The following is a 22,507-nucleotide window of genomic DNA, read 5'->3' on the forward strand; positions in this document are numbered from 1 at the left end:
CCCAGCTAAACACGGGGGCTGCGCGGCGGACACGCCGACGTCACCGCGATGCCACGCCATTTTGCAGAACTTGACGCACACAACTCATTTGCGTCTCGAAAGCGGTTCTTCAGTGGAACCGGCGCCAAGGCCCGTCTGTGGTCGTTCAGAACACGGGGTGCCGTCTCCAAACCGGATATTGGAGCGGGCAGCCGCCGGAATTTGACCCATGGAGATGAGCGCCTGTCAGGAGGCGTTCGAAAACGGCGCGATCTTCATCGCGGCTGTTTCATGGTGTCATTCCTGACATGTTCTTTATAATCGGCAGCTTGCGGATAGTCTTGCCCGTCGCCGCCCGTAGCGCGTTGGCGACGGCCGGGCCGATCGGCGGCACACCTGGCTCACCAACTCCCGTGGGCGGCTCCTCGGACGGCACAATGTGCACCTCGACTCGCGGCATCTGCTCGATCCTGAGCGGTGTATAGGTATCGTAGTTCTCTTGGTCTACGACACCGCCCTTCAGGGTCAGCTCTTCTTGGAGGATCGCGCCTAGCCCGAAGCCGATACCGCCCTCCATCTGAGCGCGAATCTGGTCAGGATTTATCGCGGTGCCGCAATCTACCGCGCAGACGACGCGGTCGACCTTGAAACCATTTTCATCGTTGAGGGTGATCTCCACCACATCGGCGACATAGGTCGAGAGGCTTTCATGCAGGGCCACGCCGCGGAAACGGCCTTCCGGCAGAGGCTTGTCCCAGCCTGCCTTCTCAGCAGCCACTTTAAGCACGGCGGCATGCCGTGGATGGTGACCGAGCATTGACAAGCGGAAGTCGACCGGATCACGGTTCGCAGCGGCGGCGAGCTCATCGATCAGGGTTTCCACCGCGTAAGCGGTGTGGGTGGAGCCTACCGAACGCCACCACAGCACTGGGATGTTCACGTCCGTGGTGGTCAGCTCGACCTTCAGGTTCGGGATCGCATAGGGCAGGTTGGTGGCGCCCTCTACGGAGGTTGGATCGATGCCGTTCTTGATCATCGCCGCAGAGGTCGAACCGCCCAAGACCGATTGGCCCACGATGTGGTCATGGAGAGCGACGACATTGCCTTTCTTGTCGAGCCCCGCCTTGACTGCGTGCACATAGGCCGGCCGGTACCGCCCACCCCGCATGTCATTCTCGCGGGTCCACTGCACCTTCACTGGCTTGCCGCGTCCCAGTGCACGCGCTGTGGAAACAGCTTCGATAATGAGATCTGCATCCAAGACCGCGCGGCGGCCGAAACTGCCGCCGGTCTTCATCACGTGCAGCCTCACCTTGTCCGGCGTGGTGCCGCCTACCTGAGCGGCAGCCGCCTGATAAAGGTCGGGCATCTGGTGTCCGCCCCAGACGTCGATGGTGCCGTCTTCGTTGATTCGGGCGGCCGCGTTGAGTGGCTCGATCGAAGCATGGACAAGATAGGGGAATTCGTAGTGCCCCTCGATGATTTTCTCAGCACTGGCGAACGCTGCGGGAGTGTTACCGTCGTCGCGCGCGGTGGCCGCGCCCAGATCGTCTGCTGCCTTGTTGTATTCGGCCATGATCTCGGCCGTGCCGCGCCCTTCGGCCTTCTCCTCGTTCCAGGTCACCTCCACGAGGTCGCGGCCCTTGAGCGCCGTCCAGGTGTCCCTGCCAACCACGGCAATGCCTCGCGGCGTCTGGACGACATCGACAATGCCGTCGAGTGCCTTGGCCTTGGTTGCGTCGAAGCTCTCGATCTCGGCGCCGAACTTCGGCGGATGGATCATAACGGCCGTCTGGAGTCCCTCCATCATGAGGTCGATCGTGTAGGTCTGCGCGCCGTTGGTCTTGCCGGCGGAATCGTAGCGCTTGAGGCTGTCCGATCCGATCTGGGCCCACTTGTCGCGCGGCTTTAGCGGCACGTCGTCGGGAACCGGCATTCCCGCTGCGGCTTCAGCCAGGTCACCGTAGCGCGCCTGCATCCCTGAGGCGTGCGACACGACCCCGGAAGCGACTTTGATCTCGCCGGCTGGCACATCCCACCGCTGCGCCGCGGCCGCCACCAGCAAGGCCCGTGCGGCAGCACCCGCCTTGCGGTAGCGTTCCCACGACGAACTCATCGACGTGGAGCCACCAGTTGCCTGCGCGGCCCCGCCCCAGGCGAGATTGCCGTAGAGCGCGTTATTGCCATATCCGCCGACCACGTCCACCTGCGCCCAGTCGCCGTCGAGCTCTTCCATAACCAGGGTGGCGATGCCGAAATAGGAGCCTTGTCCCATCTCGAACTGCGAGGAGTAGATGATGATTCGGTTCTCCTTTGTGATCTCGACATAGGTCTGGAAGGGGTTCGCCTGAACCTTTGCAGTAGTCGTTTGTGCGATGTCGGACGCCGCCAGCACTAGCCGGTAGCCCACGGCGAGGCCAGCGGTGGTGACGCCCGCGCCGACGAGGAACCGGCGGCGCGTGGGCCGCACGGAGTTATGCTTCGAGAGAAACTGCGACATGCCTCAAGTCTCCAGCCGGTTGGCGGTCTCGTGGATGGCCGCGCGGATGCGATGATAGGTGGCGCAGCGGCAGAGATTGCCGCTCATCGCCGAATCAATATCATCGTCCGACGGCTTAGGCGTCTCTGTAAGGAGGGCCACGGCCGACATGATCTGGCCAGACTGGCAATAGCCGCATTGAGGTACGTCGAACTCGGCCCACACGGCCTGGACCGTTTCGCCTATCTTGCCCGACACACCCTCAATGGTGGTGATCGAGGCTCCATCGATGTCGCCGACTGCGGTCTGGCACGAGCGCGTCGGCATGCCGTTAACGTGAACCGTGCAAGCGCCGCACTGGGCAAGCCCGCAACCGAATTTCGTTCCCGTGAGTCCGATGACGTCACGGACCGCCCAGAGCAGCGGCATCTCTGGATCGACGTCGAGTGTTCGCGCCTCGCCATTGAGGGTAAAAGCGACCATTGCTTGCTCTCCTTGTCCTGAGCTGGCTATCTCGTTGAGCCTCCGCCCGCCTGGCAACCGAGCTCTTGTTGCTGAGGCCTAGCGACCACACCCTAGAAACGCGCAGCTCAAGCAACAAGCCGCTAGGTTGGCGAGTTACGAGATCGTGAAGTGGGTCGTGTCGAAAGGCTGGAGGCAACTGAATGTCATTTTTTGGGCGGACAGGCCGCTTTAGGCTGGGTTACACGAGACTGGACATTCGGGTCGTCGCGAACATCGACCGCTGGTCGGCCGCGTCCGGCAGGGCCCTGATTGGCTACACGAAATGAAATGGGACGACTATCGATGGGGGCCTACCTCGACCCGCAACCTCCACGACTGGACCCTCAGGTTTCCGGCTATCGTCCCGGGCGGTGGCCGAGCTCGGCGCCTCGGACGCGATAATAGACGGTCAGGCGTTCGTCGTTGACCAGAAGGCTTGTCGCGCATTCCCAGTCTTCAGCGGGCTCTTGGCCGCGGCGGGAGACGTCAGGACCATGCTTGCCGGCTTCGACCTGCTCAAGATCGACGGCGAGGGTCTTCGCGATCGGCCACTCGTCGATCGGCGCAAAGCGCTAGTTAACCTGCTGAGACGCCGCCAAACGGCATCGTTCTGAGCGACGAGATCAGCGGCGGCAGCGACATTCTCGCGCAAGTCTCCCAGTTCGGCCTCGAGGGCATCGTCTCCAAGCTGCGTGTCAGTCCATATCGATCCGGCCGGCGCCAAGAATGGGTGAGACAAAATGCGTGCTGAGTGATGAGTTCATCGTCATCGGCTGCGAACCCGGCAACAGTTACGGCGGTCGGGAAGCGTGCTCTGGCGAATGTCGAGGACGGAAATCTGGTGTTCGCCGGCGGCATTGGCACCGGCTTCAATGCGCGCACCGGGCCGGAAGTAAAGCGCCGGCTCGATGCCATTCCAATGGATAAACCACCGATTTTGAAGGCGAACGGTGCGGCATGGGCGGAGTGCCCTGCGCAGTCTGTACCTCCGCAGTCGATTGTCGAGTTCGAAGGGGGTGTGATTGGCGTCGAGACCGCTCCAGCCATGGCTATCAGCACGCCGAGTGCGTTGTTTTCGATCAGTTCTCGAAATGAGCGGGTAAATACCTTTCACTTGCCGAACGGGGTTTGCTGTTCACCGGCTGGCATCCGATGGCAAACCTTTCAACGCGGCGGCGATCTGGCGCTTCGCTGCTGGGGGCAGAGGCAGGATGGGACGCGGGGGGTCGGCGCAAATGTCGAGCAATTCAGCGAGTGCATAGACGACGCGAAGGCTCGAGAACTCCTTGAAGAGGCTCCAGATCGGGACCAGCGCGGCATCGATCCGTCGCGCTTCGGCCGCATCGTCCTGTTGCGCCGCTGTGACGATCGTCATGCAGACCTCGGGCAGGATGCCCGCGAGGACGCTGTACCATGTGTCGGCGCCGGCGATCATGGCCTCGGCGGCGTTCCAGTCGCCGCTGTAGCCAATCGAGAACCCTTCCGGCAGTGTGCGCCTCTGGGCGGTCAGGTGGTTCTTGATCGCATCGCTTTTGTCTGTCGGATTCTTGATGGCGACAATCCCAGCCACCTTTGCCAGGCGGCTGACAAGGGGTGGACTGAAATGGAAATGCGTCGTTCCTGGATTGTCGTAGACGACGATCGGCAGGCCACTTTCGCGCGCCACAGTGGAGAAATGTTCGAACACCTCGTCATCAGTAAGCGGGGTGTAGGAGGCGGCGGCAAGCAAACCCGCAGCTGCTCCAAGGGCCTTGGCGTCTTGCGCGAGCCCCACGGCTTCATCGGTGCGCAGCGCGCCCACACCCACCACGACCGGCATTTGCCCCGCCGTTTGGTCCAAGGTCTCGGAGAGCGCCCGCCGCCGTTGCTCGCGCGACAGATAGATGTATGTGCCGGTGCTGCCGAGAAGACCGATGGAATCGACCTGAGCAATGCCAAGCCGAGCAATCAGCCTGCGCAGGGCAACGCTATCGACGCGGCCGTCACGATTGGTCGGGGTGATGGGGAACGCGGAAAGACCGCTCAGGAATGCCATGGCAAGGCTCCAGATCTATGTGTGAGCGCAGAGGTGGCCGCACGCCAGGTCATTACAAGACGTCCAAAGCCCGCCGCAGATCGGCGATCAGGTCATCAGCGTCTTCAAGCCCCACCGAGAGACGCATGAGATCCTCGCCGACTCCATCGGCCAAATGGGCATCCTTGCGGATCGGCTGCCGAGCACGGGTGAGGCTTGCTGGATGATAGATAAGGCTGTCGGCATCGCCGAGGCTGACGGCGCGAGTGATCAGGTTGAGCCGGTCCATCATCAGGCGCGCGCCTTCGTATCCAGCGTGGAGGCCAAAGGCCAACATGCCCGATCCGTTGGACATCTGTTTTCGCGCCGTCACCTGATCAGGGTGCGAGTCGAGGAACGGATAACTCACAAATGCCACCGCCGGGTGCGCTTCCAGCGCCCGAGCCACCGCAAGGGCCGTGGCGCTGTGCCGTTCCATACGCAGCGTCAGCGTCTTCAGACCGCGCAGGATCAGGAAAGCTGACATGGGCGAGAGCGCTGCGCCGGTGATGTAGCGCAGGCCCGTTTCATGCAGCGTACGGAGCGTTTGGGCGTCGCCGAGAAGCGCCCCGCCAAGGGCATCGCCATGACCATTGATGTACTTGGTCAGCGAATGGAGCACGATGTCCGCCCCGTGCTCAAGCGGTCGCTGGAGCGCGGGCGAGGCGAAGGTGCTGTCGACTGCAACCCTTACACCGCGCGCGTGAGCGCGCTCGCCAATTGCCGCTATGTCGAGGATGCGGCTCAGCGGATTCACCGGCGTCTCGAAGAAAACCAGCCGCGTCCGCTCGGTGATCGCAGCATCGAGATTGTGGGGATTTGACAGATCGACCGCGACGACCTTGATGCCGAAGCGGGGGACCGCCTGTTCGACCATGGCAAGCGTGTTCGCATAAAGCGTCTTGTGGACGATGAGTTCATCGCCCTGGGACAGGAGCGACAGGATCAGAGTGCCGAAGGCCGCCATCCCCGAGGCAACAACCAGCCCCGCCTCGGCTCCTTCCAGATTGGCGAGCCGCTGCTCGAGGATCTCGGTCGTGGGATTGTATTCGCGCGCATAGAGCCGTCCACCAAGGGCGGCGGCGGCATCGTTTGCTGCCACGCTTTCGAACCCATAGGTTGACGTCAGGAACACTGGCGGCTGGACGGCATTGGAAAAGCCGGCCGGATCGTAGCCATGATGGATCGCCCGGGTGGCAAATCCGGGGCTGGTGCGGTTGAGCGACCCCGTGGGAGCATCGGTTTCGGATTGATGGGAGCTGGTCATTCGGCCTCTGCGATCTCTCTTGGGGTTCCGAAAGATTGACGGCAACCTGGCCAATGTGAAATATCCAGTTGGCGATGAAAGAGATGGTCCAGTCTTCAAGTGCCCGGTCTGCAGCGCGCTCGCACGCGATGGGTGCACGCCAGATATACGAAGCCCTTCGCGAGCAAATCCTCGGCGGCGTCTACGAAACCGGCAGTCAGTTGCCATCCTCACGGGCCCTGGCAAATGACCTCGGCGTTTCGCGAACCACGGTGACGGTCGCCTATGAGCAACTGGCTGCGGAGGGTTTCATCGAAGTCCGTCAAGGCGCACGACCTCGCGTTGCGTCTTCGTTGATGGGCCATGGGACGGGGCGCACTCACGCGCAACGGGTCGGCCCGATCCACCTGTCCGCATATGGCGAGCGGCTGCGCGCGACGTCACCCTGGCCAGATTATCTGCCGACTGGGCTGAAGGTCGAGTTCCGCTATGGCGACCTCGCGCCGTCGGATTTCCCTTCATTGGTCTGGAAACGCGCGATGAACGAGGCGATGGGGCAGCGCCCGCTGCGTCTTGCCTATGACGATCCTCGCGGCTCGCGCCGGCTTCGCCAGGCGCTTCAGGGCTATCTCTGGCGCGCCCGGACCCTGAGCTGCGACCTCGACCAGATCATAGTTGTGAACGGTTCGCAGCAGGGCCTTGATCTGTGCGCGCGCCTGCTTCTCGATCCCGCCGACCGTTTCGTCATCGAGGATCCGTGCTACAGGATGGCGCGTCAGGTCTTTGCCAGTACGGGTGCCTCACCCATCCCGGTCATCGTCGACGAAGACGGGATGAGGACCGAGTTGCTGGCGGGGATCGGAGCACGACTGGCTTATGTGACGCCATCGCATCAGTTTCCGCTGGGCGGCGTCATGCCGATCGCGCGCCGCGACCAACTCTTGGAATGGGCGCGGCACAACAACGCCTATGTGATCGAGGACGACTACGACAGCGAATATCGCTACGACATCAATCCGGTCCCTCCGCTGCACAGTCTCGAGGACCACGGGGCTGTCATCTACCTCGGCACGATCTCCAAAACGCTCTCGCCGATGCTGCGCATCGGCTACCTCGTCGTCCCGCCCGAATTGCAGGAGGTCTTCGCAACCGCCAAACAATTCGCAGACCGGCATTCGCCGGTCGCTGAACAGGAAGCGCTGGCATCGTTGATCGAGAGCGGCGGCTACGAAAGCCATGTGCGCCGTGTGCGCAGGCTGAACGGCGAGCGTCGGGAAACGTTGTTGGGTGCCTTGCAGCACAGCTTCGGGGATCGCATCACTGTCCAGGGAGCAGATGCGGGACTGCACGTCGCGGTTTGGTTCAATGACCTGCCACGATCGCGGGAAACGGCCTTGGTCGAATCCGCCCGCGACGCTGGCCTGGGGCTACACCTGATCTCGCCGCTCTACGAACGGCCATCGGACCAAGGCCGCACCAATCGCGTCGGACTTGTCATGGGCTATGCCGCCTTGAGCATTCGGCAGATCGGGAAGGGCGTTGAGGTCCTGCGAGAGGTTGTCAAGCAGGTGCAAGACGCGATGCCGGCGCGGAACAACTGAGACGGGGCGACGCCGAAAGCTGGCGCTGAAAACGGTCCGAGGGCCCCCCGTATTTCTTTCCAAACAGCCAACTGGACCGGGAAAATGCCATGCAACTGGCGCTGTTGATCAGGCCAGTTTTGCAGCAGGTTTCCACGAGACGAATTTCCGAGAGCGATGCATGATCTGGCGAGGAAAGCTGCTTCACGTCCATATCGCGCCTGCCGCCTCCTATGAAATGGAGGAGCTGGCGCAGGCGCAGCTTATTGCCGGCCAAGGCATTGTCGGAGACCGCTACTACCTGGGGACGGGGACCTATTCCGCGCGTCCTGACGTTCGCGAAGTGACGCTGATCGAAGCTGAAGTCTTGGACGCCATCGCGCAGGGCGAACCCAGAATTCCGGGCTTCAAGGCCAAGCTCGCACCCGAAGATCACCGGCGCAATCTGACGACACGAGGCGTTCCGCTTAGCCATCTTGTCGGCAAACGCTTCCGGGTCGGGGAAACGATTCTCAGGGCCGCCCGGATGAATGTGCCGTGCAAGTATATCGAGGAGTTGCTCGGGCTTCCGGGTCTCTACGAGGGGCTTCTGAACCGCTCCGGCCTGAACTGCACAATCGAGGTCGGGGGCGTGATCCGCCCCGGTGATCTGATCTTGCCCATCGACGAGTGAAACGCCATGGCCTCGCCGCGCATCATCATGAAGCTGACCGTGACCGCCGCCCGCAAGGAGCCGGGCGACGTGCTGGTCATCGACCTGAAACACCCACGCAAACCTGTGCTGCCGGCGTTCGAAGCGGGTTCTCACGTCGACGTCCATCTGCCTGAAGGGAAGGTGCGTCAGTATTCACTTTGCGGCGACCCGACCGAGCTTGGCCGCTACACCATCGCGGTGAAGCGCGAGAATGACGGCCGTGGCGGCTCGGCGTGGATCCACGAAACCATTGCCGTCGGCTCCACACTGCCTGTCTCCGCGCCACGCAACCATTTTGCGCTCAAGCCAGGCGAGGGGCCGACTTTGCTGCTGGCAGGGGGAATCGGGATCACCCCGATTCTGGCCATGGCGCGCGCGCTCACCCGGCAGGCCAAGCCCTTCGAGTTGCACTATTTCACCCGCAGCCGGGCGCTCACGCCACTCTTGGCGGCGATCGGGAGCGATCTTCCTGGCGGCAATGTGCGGATCCATTTCGACGACGAGCCTCAGACCCGGCAGAACATCGCCGCGCTGCTGGCGAACCGTTCGGACGACGCGCAGACATACTACTGCGGACCGCCTGGCTTCATGGCGGTTGTGGGGCGCGCGGCTCAACACTGGCCCGAGGGTACTGTTCATTTCGAAACTTTCCAGCCTCCCGAGTTTGATGGCGCGCCACCGGAACCATTTGTCATAGAACTGGCTGAGGGCAGGGTGGTTGAGGTTTCGGCTGAGACCACGGCACTGGCCGCCTTGCGTGCGGCCGGTGTGCCGTTGATGGCCTCGTGTGAGAACGGGGTGTGCGGGACCTGCGAATGCGCAATGCTGGCGGGACAGCCGATCCATCGGGATGCCGTCCTGTCCAAGGAGGCACGCGGCCACCGCTTCATCCCCTGCGTGTCGCGCGCGACAGGTGTGTTGAAACTCGATCTTTGACCATTTGGGCGGGGGTCCTGTGAGACCGGCAGCTGATTTGCGGGAAACTGAATGACGAGGAAACTGGAATATCTGAACGAGATCGAGCGCTGCGTCTCCTGGCTCGCAGCCTGGACGATCCACCACGCCAACCACCTCCGCGAGGGCGATGAGATCAAGGTCGGGGGGCATCAGGCCTCGTCCGCGTCGCTGAGTACCATCATGACCGCGCTCTACGGTTCGGTCCTGCGCCCGCAGGATCGGGTGGCGGTCAAACCCCATGCGGCGCCGATCTTCCATGCACTTCAGTATCTGGCGGGCAACCAGACCCACGAAAAGCTCATGAACTTCCGCGGCTACAAGGGCGCGCAGAGCTACCCTTCGCGGACGAAGGATGTCGACGATGTCGACTTCTCGACCGGGTCGGTGGGTCTCGGCGTTGCTCAGACGCTGTTCTCGTCGCTGGTGCAGGACTACGTCTCGGGTCACGGCTGGATGAAGGAGCGTGCCGAGGGCCGAATGGTCAGCCTGATCGGCGACGCCGAGATGGATGAGGGCAACATCTACGAGGCCCTGATCGAAGGCTGGAAGCACGGGCTCAGGAACTGCTGGTGGGTGGTCGACTACAATCGCCAGTCGCTCGACGCCGTGATCCGGGAGGGCCTCTGGCAGCGTTTCGAGCAGATTTTTCGCAACTTCGGCTGGGACGTGATGGTCCTGCGCCACGGCGCTCTGCAAGAGGCTGCCTTTGCCGAGCCGGGGGGCGAGAAGCTGCTCGAGTGGATAGAGCGCTGTCCGAACCAGCTCTATTCGGCGCTGACCTTCCAAGGGGGTGCTGCCTGGCGCAAGCGGCTGCTCGACGAGATCGGAGACCAAGGGCCGGTCACCACTCTGATCGAACGCCGCTCCGACGACGAGTTGCAGGCGTTGATGACGAACCTCGGCGGGCATGACATGCCGAGCCTCCTCGAAGCCTTCGAGGCGGCGTCCAGGCATGACCGTCCCGTCTGCTTCATCTGTTACACCATCAAGGGCTACGGTCTGCCGCTTGCCGGACACAAGGACAACCACGCGGGGCAGATGACGCCCACGCAGATGGAAGACTACCGCCTGCAAATGGGCGTAAAGCGGGGTGAGGAGTGGGACAAATGGGCGGCCGCCACCTTGCCGGAAGCGGAACTTGACGCCTTCTTCGCAAAGGCGCCGTTCTTCAGTGAGGGGCGTAGGAGGCTATCTGCGCCGTCGGTGCCGGTGCCTGAAACCCTTCCGTCACCGGGGCAGCCCGGCAAGCCGCTCTCGACCCAGATGGGGTTCGGCCAGATCCTGAACGACATCGCACGCGAGCGCAGTCTGCTTGCCGACCGCATTGTCACCACCTCGCCCGATGTGACGGTCTCGACCAATCTCGGTGGCTGGGTCAACCGGCGCGGCCTTTTCGCCCGGGAGACCATGGCGGACACCTTCAAGGCCGAACGCATTCCGTCGACCTTTACCTGGGAATTTGGGCCGAAGGGGCAGCACCTCGAGCTCGGGATCGCCGAGTCGAACCTGATGATCATGCTCGGGGCGCTCGGTCTCTCGCACTCGATCAATGGCGTGCGCCTGCTGCCGATCGGGACAGTCTATGATCCCTTCATCTACCGATCGGCCGACCAGCTAAACTACGCCTGCTATCAGGATGCGCGCTTCATGCTGGTCGCAACGCCCTCGGGCGTGACGCTGGCGCCCGAGGGCGGAGCACACCAGTCGATCGGCACCCCATTGATCGGCATGGCGCAGGATGGGCTTTGCGCCTTCGAACCGGCCTTCGTCGACGAACTGTCCGTGATCATGCGCTTTGCCTTCGATTACATGCAACGTAATGGCGAGGGGGATCCGGATGAGACGACGTGGCTGCGTGATCAGACCGGAGGATCGGTCTATCTTCGCCTGTCAACCCGGCCGCTCGAGCAGCCGCTGCGCGACATGAACCCGGCGCTCGCGCGGGACATCGTCAATGGCGCCTATTGGCTGCGTCCGCCTGGGCCCAACGCGAGTGTCGTCATTGCTTATCAAGGCGTCGTCGCGCCGGAGGCGATTGCCGCGACGGGTCTTCTGGCGGAGGACCGGCGCGATGTCGGGCTGCTCGCGATCACCTCCGCGGACCGGCTTAATGCGGGCTGGCAGGCGGCGGAACGTGCCCGGCAGCGTGGCGCGATTGGCGCCCTGAGTCATATCGAGCGGCTGCTCGCGCCGCTATCGCGTGACTGCGGCATCGTCACCGTGATCGACGGCCACCCGGCGACGCTCGCGTGGCTCGGTGGGGTTAACGGGCATCGCGTGAAGGCGCTCGGGGTCGAGCAGTTCGGCCAGACGGGGACTATTGCGGACCTATACCGTCACCACGGCCTGGACACCAACGCCATCGTACATGCGGCGCAGGCGGTCAGTGCGGGACCGGCTGTTCGCTACCGGAAGGCGCTGCCTTGACCATGAGCTACCGGATGCTCCGTGGCTGGTACGGATCGGCTGTTTCCACGGGCGTTCCGGTTCGCTTCAAAGCGGACAGGGCCGGGACACTGTGGACGTTCTGATCGCGCTTGAGTAGCTTGTGCGACCCCCAGGGTCACCTGGAATACGCAGGGAGGCGGCTTTTATTTAGCCTTGCGTCCAATTACGAATTCGATCCAATCCAGTCCGGAGCAAAAGCTCCGCGTCCTCCCGATTTTCGGCTTCGACGTAGCACCGCATTTCCGGGGCATTTCCGGATGGACGCAAATGCAAGACACGCTTATCCGCGAGAGTGATACGAAGTCCGTCAACATCGCTAACCTTGCTTACCACTCCAATCGACCCGACGAAGTCGGCGATGTTAGTTTCCGCTGTACGAAGGTATGTCATGAGGCGAGTGCTGCTTTCGACGGAAAAATTTTCCAAGCGATCCGCCGCCGCTGCCGGCAATTGAAAGGAACTGCCAATCTCCGACAGTGGCTGCCCACTTGTACTAACAAGGGAAAGTGCCGCAAGGATGGGGAGAAAACTGTCGCGTGTAGGTAGCGCTGGCAGTTTAGTTCCGTTCGGGTCAAAGTCCGTGCCGGTCAACAAACCACCGTTTGCTTCGAAACCAACCACGCGCTCGTGACCCGACGCAACCAAATCGAGCATGGCAGCAATAACAAATGGCGATCCAACCTTGGTACGCACGACTTTAAAAGAACCTGCGGTCTCGATACCAGAGTTTGATGTGACCGGCGTGACGACTGCCTTCGCTTGCAGGAAGTTCGCCGTAATCAGGCCTAACAAATCACCGCGAAGGGGGTCTCCGTGGTCGTCAGCTACCAGTGGGCGGTCACCATCGCCATCTGCCGAGACGACCGCATCAAGCCGATGCTCTTTGGCCCAGAGCTTGAACTGTTGAGCAGTCTCGTCAGAGACCGCTTCAGTGTCGACAGGAATGAAACCTTCCGAACGTCCCAGGGTTACGACCGTCGCACAGTGATATGAGAGAATGTCAACCAAGAGATCGCGCGCGACTGTGCTGTGCTGATATACGCCCACCGTTAAGCCCTTTAGAGCATTAATCTCCATAAGCTTTCGATTGCGCGCCATGAAAAAGGCCTTGCATTCGGCCTCCCGGTGCTGCCGACGTGCAACAGCACCTTCAAGGACGTATCCGCGCTTCTCCAACTGCAAGGCGATGCGCGTTATCTCCCGCTCATCACCCTTGTCGATCTCACCGTCGGGTCGATAGAATTTTATTCCATTACGGTCGGCCGGAATGTGCGAGCCTGTGATCATCAAACAACCACTCTTACGCGCCTGAGCATACAGTGCCAGGGCAGGGGTGGGGACTGCGCCGCAATCGACTACGATGAAGCCGAGCGCAGACAGTGCCGCCGCACAGTGGGCGGCGATGGCCGGACTCGAGGCGCGAAAGTCGCGCCCTATGAGTATCTCGTCGCCAATTCTGGCCAGGCCGGATTCCAGCAGGAATGTCGCGAATGCCGTTGCATATAGGGCAGAGGCGGCTCCTGCCAATTCTGTCGCCAGGCCCCGTAATCCACTTGTTCCGAATTTCATACCAAATCCGACGTTGCTAACCGGGTTTTGAAGGTAACATGCTCAAACTTTGGCTCGTCCGGAATGCCCATCGACAGATCCCTCGGACGAGAACAAGAAGTACATTCGGTTACCGTAGACGCGTTCGGTTCTCGACGGTTACCCTTGTGAGGATTGACGCAGTCGGCGTCGGCGTGGGCAGCGCACCGTGACCTTCACGGCGACGAGGTTGGAGCGGATGGGGTCCGGGTCCGGCAGGGCTCCTCGCGGCTGGCTCACATGAGCGCTATCGCCATCGAGTGATTGTCTCAGTCTACATTAGCTCTGGGTCCCGAAAGCGCGTACAGGCCTGAGACGCAGCAAATCCTCTTATCTATCGCCATTCGGTGTAGCTCCCGTTCAGAAATGCATGATAGACACTCTCGATGCCTTCCATGAGAGTGATCTTTGCTGCCCATCCCAAAGTGCGCAGCTTGTCGACGCTCATCAGCTTTCGCGGTGTACCGTCAGGTCTAGAGTGATCATGCGCGATCTCCCCGGTAAATCCGACTACACGGCAGATCATTCTAGTCAGCTCTAGGATCGTGATGTCCTGTCCGCAGCCGAGATTGACGTGATCATGGTCAGAGTAGTTCTTCAGAAGGAAGACTAATGCGTCGGCGCAGTCGTCGACGTGCATGAATTCCCGACGTGGTGTGCCCGTGCCCCAGATGGTGATTTGCTTATCACTTATGAGCTTAGCTTCATGCGCTTTCCGGATCAGCGCTGGGATGACGTGGCTTGACTGCAAGTCATAATTGTCGCCTGGCCCGTAGAGATTCGTCGGCATAGCGGAGATGTAGTCGCGGCCATATTGCTGGCGATAGGCTTGAGCCATTTTGATGCCGGTGATCTTGGCGACGGCGTAGCATTCGTTGGTGCGCTCTAGTGGCCCGGTCAAAAGCGCGCTTTCAGGAATGGGCTGTGGTGCCATCTTCGGATAGATGCAAGACGAGCCGAGGAAGAGGACGCGGTCGACATTGTTTTCGTGGGCTGCCGCGAAGATATTGGCCTCGATCATCAGATTGTCGTAAAGAAAGTCGACCGGATAGGTGGCGTTCGCGAGAATACCACCTACCTTTGCCGCCGCCATAATGATAGCGTCCGGTTTCATCACTGCCACGAAGTTTTCAACCTCGGTCTGTCGCTTGAGATCTAGCTCTCCCCGAGGGGCGGCCACAACTTTGCAGTCTTCAGACGCGAGTCGGCGTACAACAGCGCTGCCCACCATACCTTTGTGGCCAGCGACCCACACGGTTTTTCCGTTCAGATCATACATTACGCTTCCTTCATGACTACAGATGTCTGCATGACCTTCAGGTCTTCGCGTACCATTTCCGCAGCAAGCTCGCGCACGGATGTCTCATGCACCCAGCCGAGCTTCTCCTTCGCCTTGGTAGCGTCACCCAGGAGAAGATCGACTTCCGTGGGGCGGAAGTAGCGTGGGTCCACTTGGACTAGGCATCTGCCGCTCGCTACATCATAGCCCTTTTCGCCGACACCCTTGCCACGCCATTCGATCTCGACGCCGATATCTTCGAAAGCCCACTCGACGAATTGGCGGACAGGAGTCGTTTTGCCCGTAGCCAGCACGTAATCATCCGGTTGATCCTGCTGTATCATCATCCACATACCTCGCACGTACTCACGCGCATGGCCCCAATCGCGTTGAGCATCGAGATTGCCGAGATAAAGCTTGTCCTGCTTGCCGAGATAGATAGCAGCGGCAGCGCGGGTGATCTTGCGCGTCACAAAAGTTTCGCCGCGCAGCGGGCTTTCGTGATTAAAGAGAATGCCGTTGGAAGCGTGCATACCATAGCCCTCGCGATAGTTGACCACCATCCAGTAGGCGTAGAGCTTGGCGGCGGCGTAAGGGCTGCGCGGATAAAAGGGCGTCTTTTCGTTCTGCGGTACCGATTGCACGAGGCCGTATAGCTCTGAAGTCGAGGCTTGATAGAAGCGGGTCTTGTCCCTCAGACCGAGGAGGCGAATCGCCTCAAGAAGTCGCAATGTACCGATACCGTCGGCGTTTGCTGTGTATTCCGGCGTTTCGAACGACACCTGGACATGGCTCTGAGCAGCCAAGTTGTAAATTTCGTCTGGCTGAGATTCCTGAACCACGCGGATGAGGTTAGTCGAATCAGTGAGGTCACCGTAATGCAAGATCAGGCGCGGATCGGATTCGTGCGGGTCTTGGTAGAGGTCTTCGATACGACCCGTGTTGAAGGAAGAGGAACGTCGCTTAATCCCATGAACGATGTAGCCTTTTTTGAGAAGAAGACGGGCAAGATAGGCACCATCCTGTCCAGTTATGCCCGTAATAAGAGCAACTTTCCTGCTATCGCCCATTCTATTCCTACTCTATTAAAGTTTAAAGTTTCGGCTCCGGCTCGCCACGCCGACACAATGTGCGGCCAGCCCCGTGCGCTATGGAGCACTTCGACAGATGCGGCGCGAAGCTCGTCATTGACGGTCCGCCAGCCGAGCACACCTCTTGCTTGGAGTCACAGCAAAATAGAGTTGCGCGGCTAACCGTCGGCTTCGTACATGCGGTCTGAGTGCCGCTCAGCTCACGCCGTGAGCGACATGTACTCCCAGCACCTTGCAGCTGATTTGCTCATCCATCAGCGAGTGAGGACGCCTTTCTTTCTTGCTTCAGCGTCTTCTAATGGGAATTGTTTGGATCAGTGAAATCGATTGTTTGGATAAAGTGCATCCACAGAATGGATGGTCTGACCGAGCAGCGGGGGCGCATCGCCGGCCCGGAGTCGTAGGCGCGAGCTTCCGTTCGGGGCGAGGACAAAGTTCGTGGCCGCGAGCCCTCACCACAGCATCCGGCACAGGTCGTGCAGAACTTTGGGAGCAGACTGCAGATTCTGTCGATCAGCTGGTTCCAGGCGCGTCGAGCTGTCGACCTCATCTCGCCCGGTACGGTTGCTGTATGCAGCCTTGCACCCTTGGCGTATGGCGTCGACGGAACGATTTGCTCCGGCAGGCAGTGTCGCAGCGTTCCCCGGCTGTTTCGGCTCTATTGGCCGGGCCCGCGTCAGCCGAGCCCCTTCATCATGGCATCCAACGCATGGATGGCCGGCATCCACTCAATAGATTTTACATATGCCGAGGAGGCCCAGTAGAGAAGGCTGAACCGGAAGCGAGGGCATCGGCTTCAAGCTGTGCGAGCGTCACGGGATTAGTGGGCAGTGCTGAGTGAGCTCTTCTGCCCTATGGCCCGGCCTCTGCCAAGCGCCCGGCGTAGGGTCTACGTGTCGACTAAGGATTCCAAACCGGATGCAACCTCCTCTCTGAACGAGATTTCCGAAAATGCATGTTAGTGGATTGGAAAAGCGCCGGTTCGTCGTCTCTCGGAGGCGTACGGGGTTCGGTGATTGTCTGTGGTCATTGGCGGCCGCTTGGCGCTACGCGCAGCGGTCGGGACGAACTCTAGTCATCGACTGGCGGGGGGCCTGCTACCTCGACCAACCCTTCACAAATGCGTTTGCGGTGTTCTTCCAGCCGATCAATGACATCGCTGGCGTGCCGGCTATTTCCGACGACCGGATCAACGACGTTTCCTTCCCTGGTCCATTCTTCCCGGAGTGGTGGAACAGGCCGGCGATCGAGTGCCTTTACCGGCCAGATGGCCAGATTTTCCAAGAGCGCGATGAGTTGGGCGAGCTCTTTCAGGCCGAACACGATGTCGAAGCGAACACAGTAGTGTGTGACGCTTGTCTGATGTGGCGGTGCGATGAGGATGCAGAGCGGCAGGTGTTCCAGAGTGTCCAGCCTCGGCCAGAAATTCAAGCCCGCATAGATGCCATTTATCAGGAATGTTTTGAGGGGCACAGTATCATTGGGATTCATGTTCGGCACGGTAACGGTGAAGACATCATGGAGCATGCGCCCTACTGGGCCGATCCGGAGCTCGCCGTTCGGCAAGTGTGCGCTGCAATTGACAAGGCTAAGGCGTTACCGCACCCCAGGCCTGTGCGGCTGTTCTTATGCACGGACAGCGCGCGGATACTGGATCTTCTGTCGGCCAGGTTTCCCGATCTGCTCACTGTCCCGAAGCACTTCGGATCCAATCAAGGTGGCCCCTTACACACTGCAGCACTCGGGATTGACGGCGGAATTTCCGCCCTCGTTGAGATGTATCTTCTCGGGCGCTGCGATACCGTAATTCGGTTTCCCCCAACGAGCGCCTTTACACGATATGCACGCCTTTTCGCACCACGGGTAATTGAATTCGATCTGAAAGAGCCAAGTCGTTTGACTTTGATAGAAGGCAGCCAAGTCTCTGATCTCAGTTAAGACCCGCCACCTGCGCAATTCGGCAGACGCAACCAACAGGCATAGTTGAATGCGCATTTCTCACCGACGCCAGTGGAGGCGTCGTACATTACCGATAGCGTCGTCATCTGACGCCGCCTGCAACGCGCCAGAACTTCGCTGTTACGCGGGGGCCGCAGACAAGCCAGAGCGACGGCGATCGTGACGCTGACGCTCGAAAGAACGCGGGCGATCACTCCAGAGACGAAATTGAGGTTGGTTATGAAAGTCATTCCCGTGATCATCAGCGGCGGAGCCGGATCGCGGCTATGGCCCGCCTCAAGGCAATCGCACCCCAAACCTTTCCTCAAAGTAGCGGATGGATATTCTCTCATTCAGCAGACTGTGCTGCGCGCCGCTTCGATAGAAGGTGTCGTGGAACTCGTCGCTGTGACATCCGGGGACCACCTCTTCCTGACCAAGGACGAATTTGACGAACTGGATTCCGTGGTCCTGCCACGCACCTTTCTGCTCGAGCCCGAAGCTCGGGATACGGCCGCCGCCGTGGCTGCAGCCGCGATCCATGCGAGGGCAACGCAAGGCCCTGACGCGATCCTGTGCGTCTTCCCGGCCGATCACCTGATTGGCAACCTGCCTGCGTTTCTAGACGTCATGGGCCTGGCCATGGAACATGCGAAGCTCGGGCGGATCGCCACATTGGGCATCACCCCAACCAGACCGGACACCGCATTCGGCTACATCGAAGCAGATGGTGAGAACGTCGTCCGTTTCGTTGAAAAACCGGATCTGGAGACAGCCAAAGCCTATGTCGCGTCTCAACGCTTCTTCTGGAACGCCGGCATCTTCTGCTTCAGTGCGCAAACCATGCTCGACGAGATGGTTTTGCATTGTCCCGAGGTGCTCCAGGCCGTCGCCGACAGCTATGAGAACGGCCGCGCCAGTCAATGCCAAGGCTTTGCCAAAATCGAACTCGCGCCTGAGCATTTCGGTTCCGCGCCGCGAATCTCGCTCGACCACGCTGTCATGGAGAAGACTAGCAGACTTGCCGTGATTCCCTGCGACATGGATTGGAACGACATCGGATCCTGGAACGCAATGGCCGATTTGATCGCCCCCGACGAAAGCGGGAACAGGATACGCGGCGATGTGCACATGGTCGACACGACCGGCACCTATGTGAGCTCCGACAAGCGCGTCATCGGCACGGTGGGCGTAAGCGATCTGGTGATCGTGGATTCCCCGGACGCTTTGCTTGTCACATCCCGCGACCGCGTTCAGGACGTTAAGAAGCTCTTCGAGGGCCTCAAGGCTTCGGGACATGAAGCTCATCTGGTCCATAGCACGGTACACCGGCCCTGGGGTACCTATACGGTTCTGGAGGAAGGCGAGCGCTTCAAGATCAAACGCATCGAGGTGAAGCCCGGTCGCCAGTTGAGCCTGCAGATGCACTATCATCGTTCGGAGCACTGGGTCGTGGTCAGCGGCTCCGCCAAAATCGTCAATGGCGAGCAGGAGCTGTTCCTGGGGACAAACGAATCTACTTACATCCCCTGCGGCCATAAGCATCGGCTCGAGAACCCAGGCAGAATTGACCTGGTTATCATTGAAGTGCAGAGCGGCGATTATCTCGCCGAGGATGATATCGTTCGCTTCGACGACGAATATGGTCGAACGTAGATAACAGTACAAAAACGTTAAACGGCGAGCCGTCGCTCAAGGATCTCTGTCGTGGGTTCTGGGCCTGACATTGACAAGCAGCGGGCCGAGCGTGTCATAGTATCCGCCCCGCACTCTCATCAGGCACTCGATCGTGGTCGAAAACATCGGTGAGCGCTTGACAGCGCGCCGTCCGCGGTAACGAAGACTTCAGATCTTTTTAGGCGGACCCGTTGCTCAGCTGTTCAACGGCACAGCCGTATTTCAGCCTGTAGGCGGAAATGAAATCCTCATCGCTGCAGATGCAGCGGCCGCTGGAATCTTTGGCTTTCGGATCATGGAGGTGAGAACCAAAGGGGGCGCAGTAGTGCTGGTTGTCCGACTCATCGGAAAACCCGCACTATGCTTGACTAGGTCTGCGGCAAGCATGATCCCGGCAAGCGCTGATTGAAAGGCCATCGGAACCACGGTTCGAACGAGACGACTTCCATCGCTAAGCTGGAACACCAGACCGCCGCAGATAGCCTGCTGATAAAAGGAACGGAGGGGCTGGCCAACAAACGCGGCGAGCGGCCCAAACGGCACAGCCATCGCCGTACCCACCCGAGCTACGAACTCATTGGGGACCCCGGTATTGGTCTGCAGGCGCGTTTTTACCTCATCGTGTGCTTCCGGCATTCCGAGTTCCTCCGCGACCAGTTGGTGTTCGTCCTTGGATTTCCCGGTCGGCATGTACATGCAGCAAAGGCAAGCCTGGCCGTCATCGAAACCATGCCGCGAGATGCCTAGATCTTGCTCCTGAGTCCAGGCGTTCGCGATCCATCGGGGCAGAGCACCTTGGACAGCTAGACGGTCGGCGGCGGTGTCAAGCGCCACACCCACTCGGTCGAATACCCAGTCGCCCCGGCGCGCAACATATTCTGCCCACTTCATAGGGTGCGCCTCGACTTCAAGGGCGGTGGACCGAAGGGCGTTGGTTGCAAGGGCCGCCTTAGAGAGGCCGACCTCCGCCTGACCTGCCAACACGTAGCGCTGCAGGTGAGAGTTCGATAGCTTCGTGATCAACTACATGCAGGCGCCCCGACAGACCGGATTGCCTCGCCAGCGCCCAGAGCGAGCCATGGCCTATCGCGCCGAGCCCAACGAGGTGCATTTCGCCAATCTTGTTGTAGGTGCACAAAGAGAGGTCGATGTTCTCGTCCAGCTCGGCGCCGGTCAGCTGGGAAGCAAAGATGGTTCGAAAGACGTTGGCCGCGGCGAAGCAGCTTGCGGCGCCAGCTCCAAAGGGCAGCAAGCTCGAGCCAGAGCCCACCGGGTCCGTACGCGACAGCTTTGCCGCCCAACCCTGCGATCCCATGAAAAACGTTGGGCACCGAAGTGATGGGTGCACCGCGCCTGCAGCTACACAGACCGTCGCATACTTGCCGGAACGCCGGATGCTGAATTTTGGATTGATCGACTTTGCCAAGCGCTCGAGCGCTTGGGCTTGAGAGCTCGCGACCATATCCAGGGGGACTATGGCCAGAACCGGATACAGTCTGGCAAGCAACCTGACCGTAAGGTCACGCGTCGCCTGGCCCTCGGCACACAGGCTTGTCGAGGAGCTCGTCGGCGTCGAGGGCGCAATTTTAGGGACGCTGCCCTGGAGGGAGAGGAACCGAAATCCAACTCTGTCAACTCTAGCCTCAATTTTGAGAGAGATGCGTGACCATCACTCCACTAGCATTTCCGTCTACCAGAAGCGGACATAGCTGCGTCAACACCCAGGTCACGCGCGACGTGCTATGCTCATAGCTCCGGTGATTCCACGCTAGGAGGAAAAGATACGGAATCATAGGTGAAGGCAAGCTCCAGTAAGTCAGAGAATAAACATGACCAAGCCCATTCGGATCCTCGTACCAGTCGACCAAGACGCCGAAGCGCTTCGCATTGCGCTGGGTTATGCCCAGAAGATCTGTGAGAAATTTGGACCGGAGGTACAGGACATAGTCCTACTAGTACATACCAAGCAACAGCTGGACCACACGGGTCTTTCCCAGTCGTTGGGTGCTGGCCATGTCAAGGCTCTTGCCAAGGGACCGATCTCACTGTCCGGGGGTGGCCGCTTGCATGCTGAAACCATGAAGACATGGCGCTACCCGCCGCGAAAGTCGGTGGTTGTGGTCTACTATGCGGAGCCGCGAATCCTCGATTTTGTCGATGATCTGAATAACATCGCTGGCGTAGTGGTCGTCCCGGACATCCCCGCAGCGGCGGATGGTTGGGTGGCCCGCTGGGGCGCGATCATACACGGCCAGGCGCAACAGGCTCCGCCATCCGCCCTGATCGACGACCCTGTGTTTGTGCGCGCGATTGAAACGCTATCCAGCATGATCAACCTATCGACCGGCCTGGGGCATCCTCGCGACAAGGCGATGGCAAACGAGATCATGCGCATTCTCCGAACCAAGGGACACTCCGACCAATCTGCAAATATCAAGTCTTGGGCTATCCGGCGTGGATGGCGGCCTGACCACGCCGCAGATCTCGAAGCGCTGGCCAGGAAGATATGGGCGCTGAGGGCCAAACCGAGCCTTTCGGGCATCCACGATCCCGAAGGGCGCTACCGGCGCTGGCAGGCTGACTCGTGAATGCGTGTAGAGCCGGTTCGAGGTCATTTGTCATTGTTCAATTCGAAGGCGCCGGACATGAGGCGGTGCGGCACCATCGCATCGTCCCGACCTTGAAGCGGTTGGCAACTGGAAGGCTTTGGCACTCCACCGCAATAGGGTTTGCATCGAGCAGAAATCGGCTTCGGTGTATCCCGCGACTTCCCGGCGTTTTTGCGGTCGGCATGCAACCGAACTTGAGACATCGTCCAGCTTCAGCCTGGTCTGGTTGAAGACATTCTGAAGGGCGCTTCCCATTTTTCTCCGCTGGGACCGCTTCACCTGGAGATAATGTCAAAGAGGGGTACGCATCCGGTGAAGACCGCAGACGTGCGTATCCGGCGGCCTTGAGCACCGCGGTGCTGGGGTCAAGCTTTCGATGGGGAGAC

Annotated in this window: 16 protein-coding genes; 7 read left to right on the plus strand and 9 right to left on the minus strand. The window is 60.3% G+C overall.

The annotated features are described in order from the left end of the window. Positions 1-268: 268 nt before the first annotated feature. The 4 genes from NKJ01_RS32985 to NKJ01_RS33000 all read right to left on the minus strand — a co-directional run bounded on the left by NKJ01_RS32985 (position 269) and on the right by NKJ01_RS33000 (position 6,282). Positions 269-2,479 carry a xanthine dehydrogenase family protein molybdopterin-binding subunit gene (locus NKJ01_RS32985; protein WP_352734530.1) on the minus strand — a complete coding sequence of 737 codons (2,211 nt, stop codon included), beginning with the start codon at positions 2,477-2,479 and terminating at the stop codon, positions 269-271. 3 nt (positions 2,480-2,482) lie between these two features. Beyond that, complete coding sequence (locus NKJ01_RS32990) at positions 2,483-2,941, minus strand: (2Fe-2S)-binding protein (RefSeq protein WP_352734532.1); 459 nt, start codon at positions 2,939-2,941, stop codon at positions 2,483-2,485. A 1,156-nt stretch (positions 2,942-4,097) separates the two neighbouring features. Further along, a complete protein-coding gene (locus NKJ01_RS32995; protein WP_352734534.1) occupies positions 4,098-4,997 on the minus strand; it encodes a dihydrodipicolinate synthase family protein in 900 nt (299 codons plus the stop codon). Positions 4,998-5,049: 52 nt separating this feature from the next. Further along, positions 5,050-6,282, minus strand: a complete 1,233-nt coding sequence (locus NKJ01_RS33000) for a trans-sulfuration enzyme family protein (RefSeq protein WP_352734536.1) — start codon at positions 6,280-6,282, stop codon at positions 5,050-5,052. A gap of 83 nt (positions 6,283-6,365) precedes the next feature. Here NKJ01_RS33000 and pdxR point away from each other — a divergent pair, with 83 nt between their 5' ends. The 4 genes from pdxR (at position 6,366) to NKJ01_RS33020 (ending at position 11,919) form a co-directional block, all read left to right on the plus strand. Further along, positions 6,366-7,862, plus strand: coding sequence for a MocR-like pyridoxine biosynthesis transcription factor PdxR (pdxR, locus tag NKJ01_RS33005; protein ID WP_502905940.1), 1,497 nt, complete (start codon positions 6,366-6,368; stop codon positions 7,860-7,862). 160 nt (positions 7,863-8,022) lie between these two features. Beyond that, positions 8,023-8,514 (plus strand): MOSC domain-containing protein, encoded by a 492-nt coding sequence (locus NKJ01_RS33010; RefSeq protein WP_352734540.1) that lies wholly within the window; start codon positions 8,023-8,025, stop codon positions 8,512-8,514. A gap of 6 nt (positions 8,515-8,520) precedes the next feature. Continuing rightward, entirely contained in the window at positions 8,521-9,471 is a 951-nt protein-coding gene (locus tag NKJ01_RS33015; RefSeq protein WP_023697831.1) for a PDR/VanB family oxidoreductase, read from the plus strand. Between the two features lie 51 nt (positions 9,472-9,522). After that, complete coding sequence (locus NKJ01_RS33020) at positions 9,523-11,919, plus strand: transketolase (protein ID WP_352734542.1); 2,397 nt, start codon at positions 9,523-9,525, stop codon at positions 11,917-11,919. 168 nt (positions 11,920-12,087) lie between these two features. Here the strand turns inward: NKJ01_RS33020 and NKJ01_RS33025 are convergent, their stop codons facing one another. The 3 genes from NKJ01_RS33025 to gmd form a co-directional block, all read right to left on the minus strand. After that, positions 12,088-13,509 carry a phosphomannomutase gene (locus tag NKJ01_RS33025; RefSeq protein WP_352734544.1) on the minus strand — a complete coding sequence of 474 codons (1,422 nt, stop codon included), beginning with the start codon at positions 13,507-13,509 and terminating at the stop codon, positions 12,088-12,090. 352 nt (positions 13,510-13,861) lie between these two features. Then, the gene (gene fcl, locus NKJ01_RS33030) at positions 13,862-14,806 is read right to left on the minus strand and encodes a GDP-L-fucose synthase (protein ID WP_352734546.1); all 945 of its coding nucleotides are present in this window, start codon (positions 14,804-14,806) and stop codon (positions 13,862-13,864) included. Further along, positions 14,806-15,876 carry a GDP-mannose 4,6-dehydratase gene (gene gmd, locus NKJ01_RS33035; protein ID WP_352734548.1) on the minus strand — a complete coding sequence of 357 codons (1,071 nt, stop codon included), beginning with the start codon at positions 15,874-15,876 and terminating at the stop codon, positions 14,806-14,808. Before gmd ends, fcl begins: the two co-directional genes overlap by 1 nt. Positions 15,877-16,848: 972 nt before the next feature. Here gmd and NKJ01_RS33040 point away from each other — a divergent pair. Further along, positions 16,849-17,835, plus strand: a complete 987-nt coding sequence (locus tag NKJ01_RS33040; protein WP_352734550.1) for a nodulation protein NodZ — start codon at positions 16,849-16,851, stop codon at positions 17,833-17,835. A 240-nt stretch (positions 17,836-18,075) separates the two neighbouring features. Then, complete coding sequence (locus NKJ01_RS33045; protein WP_352734556.1) at positions 18,076-19,491, plus strand: mannose-1-phosphate guanylyltransferase/mannose-6-phosphate isomerase; 1,416 nt, start codon at positions 18,076-18,078, stop codon at positions 19,489-19,491. Between the two features lie 243 nt (positions 19,492-19,734). On the opposite strand, the gene NKJ01_RS33050 is transcribed toward NKJ01_RS33045, so the two are convergent. Together NKJ01_RS33050 and NKJ01_RS33055 are read right to left on the minus strand one after the other, a co-directional pair. Continuing rightward, the gene (locus tag NKJ01_RS33050; RefSeq protein ID WP_352734552.1) at positions 19,735-20,535 is read right to left on the minus strand and encodes a hypothetical protein; all 801 of its coding nucleotides are present in this window, start codon (positions 20,533-20,535) and stop codon (positions 19,735-19,737) included. After that, positions 20,462-21,172: an E2 ligase fold family C protein gene (locus NKJ01_RS33055; RefSeq protein ID WP_352734558.1), complete on the minus strand. Its 711-nt coding sequence runs from the start codon at positions 21,170-21,172 to the stop codon at positions 20,462-20,464. The genes NKJ01_RS33050 and NKJ01_RS33055 overlap by 74 nt, the downstream gene beginning before the upstream one ends. Before the next feature lie 169 nt (positions 21,173-21,341). Between NKJ01_RS33055 and NKJ01_RS33060 the strand changes: the two genes are divergently transcribed. After that, complete coding sequence (locus NKJ01_RS33060) at positions 21,342-22,100, plus strand: DUF1889 family protein (protein WP_352734554.1); 759 nt, start codon at positions 21,342-21,344, stop codon at positions 22,098-22,100. The last annotated feature ends 407 nt before the right edge of the window (positions 22,101-22,507 follow it).

The organism is Mesorhizobium sp. M0276 (assembly GCF_040321755.1).
Lineage (GTDB): Bacteria > Pseudomonadota > Alphaproteobacteria > Rhizobiales > Rhizobiaceae > Mesorhizobium.